The sequence below is a fragment of the Streptomyces sp. NPDC059080 genome, assembly GCF_042739975.1.
Classification (GTDB): Bacteria; Actinomycetota; Actinomycetes; order Streptomycetales; family Streptomycetaceae; genus Streptomyces; species Streptomyces benahoarensis.
Genome location: NZ_JBHYGX010000049.1, coordinates 28,043 through 41,589 on the forward strand (window position 1 = coordinate 28,043; position 13,547 = coordinate 41,589).

General features: G+C 71.0%; 5 protein-coding genes. 1 reads left to right on the top strand and 4 read right to left on the bottom strand.

Annotated features, from left to right (window positions below):
* Positions 1–127: 127 nt before the first annotated feature.
* The 4 genes from ACFWWQ_RS26485 to ACFWWQ_RS26500 all read right to left on the bottom strand — a co-directional run bounded on the left by ACFWWQ_RS26485 (position 128) and on the right by ACFWWQ_RS26500 (position 10,513).
* On the bottom strand, positions 128–934 hold the full coding sequence (locus tag ACFWWQ_RS26485; protein WP_384600982.1) for a helix-turn-helix domain-containing protein: 807 nt from the start codon (positions 932–934) through the stop codon (positions 128–130).
* Positions 935–1,170: 236 nt separating this feature from the next.
* Complete coding sequence (locus tag ACFWWQ_RS26490) at positions 1,171–3,936, bottom strand: DNA translocase FtsK (RefSeq protein ID WP_384600985.1); 2,766 nt, start codon at positions 3,934–3,936, stop codon at positions 1,171–1,173.
* A gap of 137 nt (positions 3,937–4,073) precedes the next feature.
* Positions 4,074–4,727, bottom strand: a complete 654-nt coding sequence (locus ACFWWQ_RS26495) for a two-component system response regulator (RefSeq protein ID WP_384600988.1) — start codon at positions 4,725–4,727, stop codon at positions 4,074–4,076.
* 284 nt (positions 4,728–5,011) lie between these two features.
* Positions 5,012–10,513, bottom strand: a complete 5,502-nt coding sequence (locus ACFWWQ_RS26500) for a HAMP domain-containing protein (RefSeq protein ID WP_384600991.1) — start codon at positions 10,511–10,513, stop codon at positions 5,012–5,014.
* Between the two features lie 288 nt (positions 10,514–10,801).
* On the opposite strand from ACFWWQ_RS26500, the gene ACFWWQ_RS26505 reads away from it, so the two are divergent.
* Complete coding sequence (locus tag ACFWWQ_RS26505; protein WP_384600994.1) at positions 10,802–13,450, top strand: SpoIIE family protein phosphatase; 2,649 nt, start codon at positions 10,802–10,804, stop codon at positions 13,448–13,450.
* Positions 13,451–13,547: the final 97 nt, after the last annotated feature.

The following is a 13,547-nucleotide window of genomic DNA, read 5'->3' on the forward strand; positions in this document are numbered from 1 at the left end:
CCCGGGGCGCGCCCCAGCGACCCCGCGCCCCCCCCCCCCGCCCCGCCCACCCGCCCCCCCCCCCCCCCCCCCCCCCCCCCCCCCCCCCCCCCCCCCCCCCCCCGGGGGCGGAGGATGCCCGGTCTGCTCAGCCGGCCTGCGGGTCACCCGGGGTGTAGCTCAGCCGCTCCACGGAGCCCTGGTCGCCGACCTCCTTGACCTCCTTGCCGTTGACGTACAGCTGTACGGCTCCGGCGTTGCCGAGGACGAGGTCGATGCGTTCCTTGTCGGTGAAGGTCTTGGACTCGCCCTGCCGCAGCAGACCGTCCTCCAGGAGCTTGCCGTTGGCGTCCTTCGCGGAGATCCAGCTCTGGCCGTCGCGGCCGATGACCTTGATCGTCACCTTGTCCTTCGGCAGCCCGGCGATGGCGCTGTCGGAGGGCTCCGGATCGGGCCGGGGGTGCTCGGCGGGGGCGGTGTGGGGGTGCGGGGCGGGCTTGTCGGGATTGGTGTCGCCCCCGGCGACGGAGATGCCGCCGCCCTGCCCGCCGTCGCTGAACAGCGTGAAGCCGACGAAACCGACCACCGCGACGATCGCGGCGACCATCGCGGCCGTCCAGTTGGGGCGGCGCCGCTCGGGCCGGATCCGCTCGGCCTCGAAGAGCGGCGCGGCGGGCGTCGGCTCGGGACGGCCGCCGTGCTCGGCGTCGTACTGCTCGATCAGCGGACCGGGATCGAGATGGACGGCGCGGGCGAGCGTACGCAGGTGGCCCCGGGCGTAGACGTCGCCGCCGCAGCGTGAGAAGTCGTCCTGTTCGATCGCGTGGACAAGGGGGATACGCACCCGTGTCGACGCGCTGACCTCTTCGACGGTCAGCCGCGCCGCGACACGGGCCTGCTGGATGGCTCGACCGACGGAAGGCCGGTCGTCAGTTGGGGAGTTGCCGATGGACACGGGGGCGCCTTTCGAGCGTGTAGCCACCTGCTGGACGTTCAGTCTAGGGGTGGAACGAAAGGGACGGGCAAGCGGGCGGACGGAGTCTGTACGCCATCGGTACGCCGTCGGCGATGCCTCCGGCTCCGCTGGTGAAGCATCGTTCCCTCACCTCCCTCAACTTGACGTATCGGCAGGAGAAACGGTTGCTTTGGCGCCCGCACGCATGACGCGTACGGGTGAATCGCTCGGGTTTTCTACCCGGAAGCCTCCCCCCGGATAACTCCGAGCACTCCGTCCAGCTCATCCGGCTTCACCAGGACATCGCGGGCCTTGGACCCCTCGCTCGGCCCGACGATGCTGCGCGACTCCATCAGATCCATCAGCCGGCCCGCCTTGGCGAAGCCCACCCGCAGCTTGCGCTGGAGCATGGAGGTGGAGCCGAACTGCGTCGAGACCACCAGCTCCGCGGCCTGGCACAGCAGGTCGAGGTCGTCGCCGATGTCCTCGTCGATCTCCTTCTTCTGCTTGCCTCCGACCGTCACGTCGTCACGGAAGACCGGCGCCATCTGATCCTTGCAGTGCTGCACCACCGCGGCCACCTCGGCCTCGGTGACGAACGCGCCCTGCATCCGCACCGGTTTGTTGGCACCCATCGGCAGGAAGAGACCGTCGCCCTTGCCGATCAGCTTCTCGGCGCCCGGCTGGTCCAGGATGACGCGGCTGTCGGCGAGCGAGGACGTCGCGAAGGCGAGCCGGGAGGGAACGTTCGCCTTGATCAGGCCCGTGACGACGTCGACGGACGGCCGCTGTGTGGCGAGCACCAGATGGATACCGGCCGCGCGCGCCAGCTGCGTGATGCGGACGATCGCGTCCTCGACGTCCCGCGGCGCGACCATCATCAGGTCCGCCAGCTCATCCACGATGACCAGCAGATACGGGTACGGCGACAGCTCGCGTCCACTGCCCTGGGACGGCTTGACCTTGCCGCCCCGGACCGCCTCGTTGAAGTCGTCGATATGGCGGTAGCCGTACGCCGCAAGGTCGTCGTAGCGCAGATCCATCTCGCGGACGACCCACTGCAGCGCCTCCGCCGCCCGCTTCGGGTTGGTGATGATCGGCGTGATCAGGTGCGGGATGCCCTCGTACGCGGTGAGCTCGACGCGCTTGGGGTCGACCAGCACCATCCGGACGTCCTCCGGGGTGGCCCGGACCATCACGGAGGTGATCAGACAGTTGATGCACGAGGACTTGCCGGAACCGGTGGCGCCGGCGACCAGCATGTGCGGCATCTTCGCCATGTTGGCCATGACGTAGCCGCCCTCGACGTCCTTGCCGAGCGCCACCAGCATCGGGTGTTCGTCGCCCGCCGCGTCGGCCAGCCGCAGCACATCGCCGAGGTTGACCATCTCGCGGTCGGTGTTGGGGATCTCGATGCCCACCGCGGACTTGCCGGGGATCGGGCTGATGATCCGCACATCCGGGCTGGCCACCGCGTACGCGATGTTCTTCGCCAGCGCGGTGATCTTCTCGACCTTGACGGCCGGGCCCAGCTCGACCTCGTACCGGGTGACCGTCGGGCCACGAGTGAAGCCGGTGACCGCCGCGTCGACCTTGAACTCCTGGAAGACGTTGGTCAGCGCGGCCACTATCGCGTCGTTGGCGGCGCTGCGGGTCTTGCCCGGGCCGCCCCGGGAGAGGAGGTCCAGCGAGGGCAGGGAGTAGGTGATGTCGCCCGCCAGCTGGAGCTGCTCCGCGCGGGCGGGCAACGCGCCGTCCGGCTCCGGCGGCGCCTTGGTGAAGTCCGGCACCGACGGCGGACCGTCCACCGACGGCTGCGCCGCGCGCGCCGGGGGCACCGCGCCGGACGGGGTGTCCCCCTCGCCGCTGCCCCGGCGCTCGCCGGAGATGCTGCTGCTGAGCCCGGCGACCAGCGGGGACGGCTGGACGCCGTGCAGCACCGCGCCGTCCAGCGCCGCCGCGGCCTCCGCCGCGACGTCCACCGCGTCCTTGGGCCGCGCCACGGCAGGCGGCGCCACGGCGGGCGGCGCCTGCTCCTTGCGGGGGCGCCGCCGCTCGGCCAGCGCCTCCGCCTCCAGCGCGTCCGGGTCGCCCGCCTCCGCGGCGACGGCGCGGCGCGGGCGGCGCGCCGGACGCTCCGCCCACTCCTCCTCGTCGTCCGCCCAGTCCGCCCACTCCGCCTCCGGCTCGGTCTCCAGCACGCCGAGCCGCGCGCCGAGCGCGCGCAGTCGCCGCGGGATGGCGTTGACCGGCGTGGCCGTGACGACCAGCAGGCCGAAGACCGTCAGCAGCACCAACAGCGCCACTGCCAGCGTCTGCCCGAGGGTGAAGATCAGGGGTTTGGAGACCGCCCAGCCGACATAGCCACCGGCGTCCCGCACCCCCACCGCGTTGTCCCGGCCCGGCGACCCGCAGGCGATCGCGACCTGCCCGAGGACGCCGATGACCAGCGCGGAGAGCCCGATCACGATCCGGCCGTTGGCCTCGGGCTGCTCGGGATGGCGGATCAGCCGGATGGCGATCCCGGCCAGCAGGACCGGCACCACCAGGTCGAGCCGCCCGAACGCGCCGGTCACCAGCAGCTCGACGAGATCGCCGACGGGACCGCTGAGGTTGGACCAGGTACCGGCCGCGACGACCAGCGCCAGGCCGAGCAGCATCAGCCCGAGGCCGTCCTTGCGGTGCGCAGGGTCGAGGTTCTTCGCGCCGCGACCCACCCCGCGGAACACCACCCCGCACGCCCGGCCGCAGCCCCGCAGAAGACGGACGATGCCGCCGGTCGGGGACGGCGCCGGTGGGGGGGGCGCCTTCTTCACCGGTGCCCTCTTGGCGGGCGCCTTCCGGGCCGGCGCCTTCTTCGCAGCGGTCTTCTTCGCCGGCGGCTTACCCGCAGCCGCCTGCTTCGCCGCGGGCTTCCTGGCGGCGCCCCCGGACGCTCCGGCGCGCTGCTTCGAGGGGCCCGCCGTGCGCTGGGGTCCCTTGCCGGACGTACGTGAGGCCATGGTGACGAGATTACAGGCGCCGCCGGAGCTGACACGAGCGCACGCCGCTTCACCCGAACGTGTCGTACCGGTATGTCAGGCCGGGCGTACCGCCAAGCGTGTGAGCGGCCGTCAGCCGAACGGCGGCGGCCCGGCGGTCAGCCCGCGGCGCCGCCCACGCCGGGCTCCAGCGCGTCCAGCGCCCGCCGCAGCCCGGTCAGCTTCCGCTCCAGATGGGCGGCGGTCGCCACCGCCGCCGCGTCCGCCGACTCGTCCAACTGCTTGGACAGCGCCTCCGCCTGCTCCTCGACCGCCGCGAGCCGCGCCGACAGCTCCGCGAGCAGCCCGGCCGACTCCTTCGCCTCGTCGACGCGCCCGCCCTCCAGCTGGAGCCGCAACAGCGACGCCTGCTCCCGCAGTTGGCAGTTCTTCATGTACAGCTCGACGAAGACCGAGACCTTCGCGCGCAGCACCCACGGGTCGAACGGTTTGGAGATGTAGTCCACCGCGCCGGCGGCGTAGCCCCGGAAGGTGTGGTGCGGGCCGTGGTTGATCGCGGTGAGGAAGATGATCGGGATGTCACGGGTGCGCTCGCGGCGCTTGATGTGCGCCGCGGTCTCGAAACCGTCCATCCCCGGCATCTGCACATCGAGCAGGATCACCGCGAAATCATCCGTGAGCAGCGCCTTGAGCGCCTCCTCCCCGGACGATGCCCGCACCAGCGTCTGATCGAGCGCGGAGAGGATCGCCTCCAGCGCCAGCAGATTCTCCGGCCGGTCATCGACCAGGAGGATCTTGGCCTTCTGCACCATGGCCCGACCTCCTCGCCCCGGCATGGGGCCTCCCCTGTCCGAAGGACTTGGGGAAGAACCGGACGCCGCCCCAAGGGGCGACTCCGTCATGCCGCCCGTCCTTGTGCCGGTCATCGTAGCTGCACCCCGCTCGTCGCCACACCCTGTCACCGCGATGTCACCGTGTACGTAGCGGAAACGCCGGAGGGGGCCCGAAGGTTCCCCCGCCACGCGTCGCGCCACGCCCGCGGCCACCGTGCCTCAGCACCCGGTGATCCTCTTCCGCTTCCATACTGGACGCTCCGTCACCTCGCGCGCATCCATTGCTCCATGACCGACAACAGATGGTCGGTGTCGACCGGCTTGGTGACGTAGTCCGACGCCCCGGACTCGATGCTCTTCTCCCGGTCGCCCTTCATCGCCTTGGCGGTCAACGCGATGATCGGCAACCCGGCGAACTGCGGCATCCGCCGGATCGCCGTCGTGGTCGCGTAGCCGTCCATCTCCGGCATCATGATGTCCATCAGCACCAGGACGACATCGTCGTGCTGCTCCAGGACCTCGATGCCCTCCCGGCCGTTCTCCGCGTACAGCACCGACAGACCGTGCTGCTCCAGGACACTGGTCAGCGCGAAGACGTTCCGGATGTCGTCGTCGACGATCAGCACCTTCTCGCCGTGGAAACCGCCGTTCGCGGCCGGTTGCACCAGGTCCTGGCCGTTGCCGAGCCAGGGCTCCTCGGCCGGTCGCACCGGGGCCGGCTGCGCAGGCGCCGCGCCGTGGGGCCGCTGCGGCGCGGGCAGCGCCGCCCGGTACGCGCCGCCGGTCAGCCCGCGCCGTCGCCGCCGGCTCAGCGCGCCGACCGACGCCTGCTCCTCGGCCACCCGCGCCGCCTCCTCGGCCGCCAGCCGCCCGACCTCCGTCTCTCGCGCCTCGGCGTCCATCGCCAGGCCCCCGGCCACCAGCGCCGGGTAGCCCTGCGGCGGCAGCCCGCCCGGGTTCTGCGGCAGGTACAGCGTGAACGTCGAGCCGCGGCCCGGTTCGCTCGCGGCGTGGATCTCGCCGCCCAGCAGCCGCGCGATCTCCCGGCTGATCGACAGGCCCAGGCCCGTACCGCCGTACTTCCGGCTGGTCGTGCCGTCCGCCTGCTTGAACGCCTCGAAGATCACCCGCATCTTGCTGGACGCGATGCCGATACCGGTGTCGGTCACCGAGAAGGCGATCATCTCGGCGTCCGGGTCACGCAGCGAACCGTGCTCAAGCAGCTGCTCGCGGATGGCCACCGGCACATCCGCGCCCGCCGGCCGGATGACCAGCTCGACGTTGCCGCTGTCGGTGAACTTCACCGCGTTCGACAGGAGGTTGCGCAGCACCTGCAGCAGCCGCTGCTCGTCGGTGTGCAGGGTGGACGGCAGATCCGGCGAGACCCGGACCGCGAACTCCAGGCCCTTCTCGGCGGTCAGCGGGCGGAACGTCGCCTCGACGTAGTCAACAAGCTGGACCAGCGCGATCCGCGTCGGCGAGACGTCCATCTTGCCCGCCTCGACCTTCGACAGATCGAGGATGTCGTTGATCAGCTGAAGCAGATCGCTGCCCGCCCCATGGATCGTCTCGGCGAACTCCACCTGCTTCGGGGAGAGGTTCCCCTCGGCGTTGTCGGCCAGCAACTTGGCGAGAATCAACAGGGAGTTGAGCGGCGTACGCAGCTCGTGCGACATGTTCGCCAGGAACTCCGACTTGTACCGCATCGACACCGCGAGCTGCTCGGCGCGCTCCTCCAGAACCTGCCGCGCCTCCTCGATCTCGGTGTTCTTCACCTCGATGTCGCGGTTCTGCGCCCGCAGTTGCTCGGCCTTCTCCTCCAGCTCGGAGTTGGACAGCTCCAGCGCCTTCTGCCGGCTCTCCAGCTCGGCGGAACGCTCCTTCAGCTGCTCGGTCAGCTCCTGCGACTGCTGGAGCAGCACCTCGGTCTTGGTGTTGACCGAAATGGTGTTGACGCTTGTCGCGATCATCTCGGCGATCTGGCTGAGGAAGTCCTTCTGGATCTGGGTGAACGGCTGGAACGACGCCAGCTCGATCACGCCGAGCACCTTGTCCTCGAAGAGCACCGGCAGCACGATCACATTCGCCGGGGGCGCCTCCCCCAGCCCGGACGCGATCTTCAGATAGCCGGAGGGCACGTTCTCCACCAGGATCGTGCGGCCCTCCTCGGCGGCCGTCCCGATCAGCGTCTCGCCCGGCTTGAACGTCGTCGGCATCGCGCCCATCGCGTAGCCGTACGACCCCATCAGCCGCAGCTCGTACGCACCGGCCTCGCCGCCGTCCGCGCCCAGCTCCTGCCCGTCGGGCCGGGCAGCGAGGAAGAACGCGCCGTGCTGGGCGGAGACCGCGGGCGACAGCTCGCTCATGATGAGCGTGGCGACGTCCTTGAGATCCCGCCTGCCCTGCATCAGACCGGAGATCCGGGCGAGGTTGCCCTTGAGCCAGTCCTGCTCCTCGTTGGCGAGCGTCGTCTCACGGAGCGTGGCGATCATGGTGTTGACGTTGTCCTGGAGCTCCAGGATCTCCCCGGCCGCGTCGACGTCGATACGGACGTTGTGATCGCCGAGGGTGACCGCCGCGGCGACCGCGGCGATGGCCCGCACCTGACGGGTGAGGTTGCCCGCCATCTCGTTCACCGACTCGGTCAGGTCCTTCCAGGTGCCGGCCACGCCCCGCACCTGCGCCTGACCGCCCAGCTGCCCCTCCGTACCCACCTCACGGGCCACCCTGGTGACCTGCTCGGCGAAGGACGACAGCTGGTCGACCATGGTGTTGATGGTGGTCTTCAGCGCCAGGATCTCGCCCCGCGCGTCCACGTCGATCTTCTTCGTCAGATCGCCCTTGGCGACCGCGGTGGTGACCATCGCGATGTTGCGGACCTGGCCGGTGAGGTTGTTGGCCATGGAGTTCACCGACTCCGTGAGGTCCTTCCACGTCCCCGCGACGCCCGGCACGCGCGCCTGGCCGCCGAGGATGCCGTCGGTACCCACCTCACGCGCCACCCGCGTCACCTCGTCGGCGAACGACGAGAGCGTGGTGACCATGGTGTTGACGGTGTCGGCGAGCTGCGCGACCTCACCGCGCGCCTCGACCGTGACCTTCTTCGTCAGGTCACCGTTGGCGACCGCCGCCGAGACCTGCGAGATGTTCCGCACCTGGATCGTCAGGTTGTTGGCCATCAGGTTGACGTTGTCGCTGAGGTCGAGCCAGATACCGGTGGCGCCCGGCACCCGCGCCTGACCGCCGAGCTGCCCCTCGGTGCCCACCTCGCGGGCGACCCGCGTGACCTGCTCGGCGAACGACGAGAGCTGATCGACCATCGTGTTGACGGTGGTGACCAGTTCGAGGATCTCGCCCTTGGCGTCGACGGTGATCTTCTTCGACAGATCGCCGTTGGCCACCGCCGTCGTCACCTCGGCGATGTTGCGCACCTGCGACGTCAGGTTGTTCGCCATGAAGTTGACGGACTGGGTCAGGTCCTTCCAGGTGCCGCTGACGCCCTGCACCTCCGCCTGGCCGCCGAGAATGCCCTCGGTACCGACCTCCCGGGCCACCCGGGTCACCTGCTCCGCGAACGACGACAGCTGGTCCACCATCGTGTTCAGGGTGTTCTTCAGCTCCAGGATCTCGCCCCGGGCATCCACATCGATCTTCTGCGAGAGGTCACCGCGGGCGACCGCCGTCGCGACCTGCGCGATGTTGCGGACCTGCGCGGTGAGGTTCCCGGCCATGCCGTTCACCGAGTCCGTCAGATCCCGCCACACCCCGGCGACGCCCGGCACCTGCGCCTGACCGCCCAGCCGCCCGTCGGTACCGACCTCCCGCGCGACGCGGGTGACCTGCTCGGCGAAGGCGGAGAGCTGGTCGACCATCGTGTTGATGGTGTTTTTCAGCTCCAGGATCTCGCCGCGCGCGTCCACATCGATCTTCTGCGACAGGTCACCGCGCGCCACCGCCGTCGTCACCTGCGCGATCTGCCGCACCTGCGAGGTGAGGTTCCCCGCCATGAAGTTGACGGAGTCGGTCAGCTCCTTCCAGGTGCCGCTGACGCCGTCCACCCGCGCCTGACCGCCCAGGCGGCCCTCCGTACCGACGTCCCGGGCCATCCGCGTGACCTGGTCGGCGAAGGACGACAGCTGATCCACCATGGTGTTCACGGTGTTCTTCAGCTGAAGCATCTCGCCGGAGACGTCGACGGTCACCTTCTGCGAGAGGTCACCGTTGGCGACGGCGGTCGTCACCTGCGCGATGTTGCGGACCTGACCGGTGAGATTGCGGAACGCGGTGTTCACCGAGTCGGTGAGGTCCTTCCAGGTACCCGCCGCGCCCGGCACCGCCGCCTGGCCGCCCAGCTCACCCTCGACGCCGATCTCCCGCGCCACCCGCGTGACTTCCGCACCGAACGCGGAGAGCTGGCCCACCATCGTGTTGACGGTGTTCTTCAACTCCAGCATCTCACCGGCGACATCGACCGTGACGGTCTGCGACAGATCGCCGTTGGCCACCGCCGTCGTCACCTGCGCGATGTCCCGCACCTGCGCGGTGAGGTTACGGAACGCGGTGTTCACCGAGTCCGTCAGGTCCTTCCAGGTACCGGCGGCGCCCGGCACCTGCGCCTGCCCGCCGAGCTGCCCCTCGGCCCCGACCTCGTTCGCCACCCGCGTCACTTCGTCCGCGAAGGTCCGCAGCGTCTCGGTCATGGTGTTCATCGTGTCGGCGAGCTGCGCCACCTCACCGCGGGCGCTGACCGTGACCCGCTGCGACAGATCGCCGTTCGCGACGGCGGTGGTGACCTGCGCGATCCCCCGCACCTGCGCCGTGAGGTTCCCCGCCATCAGATTGACGGAGTCGGTGAGGTCCTTCCACACCCCGGCGACACCGGGCACCCGCGCCTGACCGCCCAGCTCCCCCTCGGTGCCGACCTCACGCGCGACACGCGTCACCTCGGAGGCGAACGACGAGAGCTGGTCCACCATCGTGTTGACGGTGTTCTTCAGCTCCAGCATCTCGCCCTCGACGTGGACGGTGACCTTCCGCGAGAGGTCACCCTTGGCCACCGCCGTGGTGACGAGAGCAATGTCACGTACCTGCGCAGTCAGCCGCGCCGCCATCGTGTTGACGGATTCGGTGAGGTCCTTCCAGGAGCCCGACATCCCGCGCACCCGCGCCTGGCCGCCGAGCTTGCCCTCCGTACCGACCTCGCTGGCCACCCGCGTGACCTCGTCGGTGAACGCCGACAACTGGTCGACCAGACCGTTGACCGTCCGCCCGACCTTCAGGAACTCGCCGCGCAGCGGATGCTCCGAGGAGCTGTCCGAACTGCGCGACCGCAGATCCATCCGCTGTTCCAGATCGCCCTCGGACACCGCCGACAGCACCCGCCCCACCTCGGAGACGGGCCGTACCAGATCGTCGACGAGCGCGTTCGACGCGTCGATGGCCGCCGCCCAGGATCCCTCACAGGCCCCGGTCTCCAGCCGTTCCGTGAGCTTTCCCTCCCGTCCGACGACCCTGCGCACCCGGGCCAGCTCGCCCGTCAGATGCAGATTGCGGTCCGCGGCCTCGTTGAACACCGCCGCGATCTCGGCCATCACACCGTCGCCGGAGACCGTCAATCGCTTGCGGAAGTTGCCGTCCCGCATGGCGACCAGCGCGACCAACAGCCGGTTCAGGGCAGCCGTGTCCACCTCGGTCGTCCCGGTGTTCCGGGATCGTCCGCCTTTCGCGCGCGTGCTTACGCCCCGCGCCGCTGCGCCAGACTCCACCGTGTCCCTCCCGCAAGGGTCGACCGTTCCACCCGGGCTTTCTCCTGATGCCTGCCCAGTGTTTCACCATGGCCCAACCAGGCCATAACAGTTCGGCAGCATCGCATACCGTCCCGGGGCACGATCGGGGCGGAATCACCCGTGACCGGCATCCGCAGCCGCGGCGAAGGTAAGTAACCTGGCACAGGGCTGTCCACCCGCACGGCATCCCGCCCGAGACGGTGGCACACGCACGACAGGTATTCGGAGGGCGCCGCAGGTATGGGGGAGCAGATCACCGACACACTCATGAGGAGACCAGTGATCACCGCGCGGGCCGCCGCCACCTTCGAGCCGGTCGGGCGCTCGGTCGCCCAGGCCCGTGCGTTCGTCCGTGACAGCCTCCAGGGCTGGGGATACGGCGACATCGTCGACGACGCCGTCGTCCTTACCAGTGAACTGGTCACCAACGCCGTCGTGCACGCCGGAACCGCCGCCGACGTCCTGTGCCTGCGCGAGGAAAGCGGCGTCCGCATCTCCGTCGCCGACCGCTACCCGGAGCGCGAGATCCCGCTCCAGAACACCAGCCGCACCCTCGTCCACCCCGACCGCGAGGGCGGCCGCGGCCTGCTGCTGTGCGGCGCGCTCGCCGCCCGCTGGGGCGTCGAGTACTCCCCCGACCGCAAGTACGTCTGGTTCCGCCTCGACCTGCCCGAGCGTCCGGCGGGCACCCGCGCCGCCGGTCCCGCGCTCCCCGTCGACGCCCTGCCGGTCGCCGACCACCGCGTCCGCGTCGCCGTCGTCCAGATCGACCGCGGCGGCTCCATCAGCGCCTGGAACGACGACGCCTCCAGCCTCTTCGGGTACGACGGCGAGCAGGTCGTCGGCAAGCCCCTCACTGATATCGCCGCCTGGCCGCACACCCCCGGCACCGGCACCGGCATCGCCGAGGCCCTGCGCCTCTCCCGCTGGGAGGGCTCCTACGGCGTCCGCGGCGCCGACGGCCGGGTCCTCCCCGTCTACGCCTCCCACCTGCGGGTCCGCGACGCCGACGGCGAGGCGTCCACGGTCTGCCTGCTCGTCCGCGACCACGAACGCGCCCTCCTGCAGAGCCCGACGCGCACCCCCGCCCCGGACGCCGCCTCGCAGACGGCCCGGGCCGACGGCCGCCCGTCCGACCCGTTCGAGGTCTTCATCGGCTCCCCCGCCCCCGACGACCTCGACGGCCTGCTGCAGCGCACCGTCGAGCGGGCCCGCGACATGCTCGACGGCGACGCCGCCTATTTGCTGCTCGCCACCGACGACGAGACGGAGCTGGAGGTCCGCGCCTCCACCGGCCTGCCCTCCGCCCGCCAGCGCTTCGCCCGCGTCCCCGTCGAGACCGGCTCGGGCCGCTACGGCTCCGCCCGGATGCCGTCCGTCCACGAAGACCTCACCGCCGTCCCCGGCGCCGTCCCCCTCCTCAACGGCACGGGCATGCGCTCCGTCGTCACCGTCCCGCTGAAGGTCGAGGGCCGTCTCACCGGCTCGCTCGGCGTCGCCGCGGAGAGCGCCGGCCGCTACACCAACGAAGAGGCGCTGCACCTGCAGTTCGCCGCCGACCGCATCGCCCTCGCCGTCGAGCGGGCCCGCCTGACCGAGCTGGAGAAGCTCCGCCGCGGCTCCCTCTCCTTCCTCGTCGAGGCGTCCGACCTGCTCGCCGGCACCCTCGACCGGGACCAGACGCTCGCGCTGATGGCCCAGATGACGGTCCCCACCCTCGCCACCTGGTGCGCCGTCTACACCGTCGCCGACCAGGCGTCCGAGCCGGAGCTGTCGTACGTCCTGCACGAGGACGAGGACCGCATCGACGGCCTCAAGACCCTGCTGATGAAGGTCGACCCACCGGAGCCGGTACCCACCCCGGGCGCCCGGGTGTGGACCGCCCCCACCGACGCCGCGCACGACGCCGCCCTGCGCACGTCCCTGCGCAGCCTGGGCCTCGGCGATTCGGCGCGGCCCTCCACCGGGCCCGGCGCCTCCCTCGCCACCGCCTCGGCGGTCGGCGGCGAGACCGTCGTCCTGCCGCTGGTGGCCCGCAACCGCGTCATCGGCATGCTCACCCTGGGCAAACCGACCGAGGAACACTTCCGCCAGGAGATCCTGGAACTCGCCGAGGACCTCTCCCGCCGCGCCGCCCTCGCCCTCGACAACGCCCGCCTCTACTCCGAGCGCACGGCCATCAGCCAGTCCCTCCAGCGCAGCCTCCTCCCGCCGGAGTTGCCGGACGTCCCCGGCGTCGAGGTCGAGGTCATCTACCGCGCCGCCGGGGAGGGCAACGAGGTCGGCGGCGACTTCTACGACCTCTTCCCGATCCGCGACGGCGCGTACGGCTTCGCCATCGGCGACGTCTGCGGCACGGGCCCGGAGGCCGCCGCCGTCACGGGCCTGGCCCGGCACGCCCTGCGCCTCCTGGCCCGCGAGGGCTTCGGCGGCCCCGCCGTCCTGGAGCGGCTGAACGCCGCGATCCTCGACGAGGGTGCCCGCAGTCGCTTCCTGACGCTGCTCTACGGCGAGTTGTGGCCGCAGGAGGACGGCAGCGCCCTGCTGAAGGTGGTCTGCGCGGGCCATCCGCTGCCGCTCCGGCTCCGCCAGGACGGCTCGGTCGAACCGGCCGCCGAACCGCAGCCCCTCCTCGGCGTCATGGACGACCTCGAACTGTACGAACAGACCGTCACCCTCGACCCGGGCGATGTCCTGCTGTGCGTCACCGACGGCGTCACGGAGCGCCGCGAGGGCACCCGCATGCTCGGCGACGACGGTCTCACCGATGTGCTGACGACGTGTACGGGCCTGACCGCCGGCGCGGTCGCCGCCCGGGTGCTGCGCGCCGTGGAGCGTTTCGCGGCGGAGCCCGCCTCGGACGACATGGCGATCCTCGCGATGCGTGTCCCCGAAACCCCCGCCGCACAGCAGTAGAAGAGCCGTGGGGGTGCTCAGCCGGCGGGGGGGGTGCGGGCGGAGCCCGGAAGAGAGCTCACGACCGCCTACGAGACGACCCCCCCCAAGCCGGCCC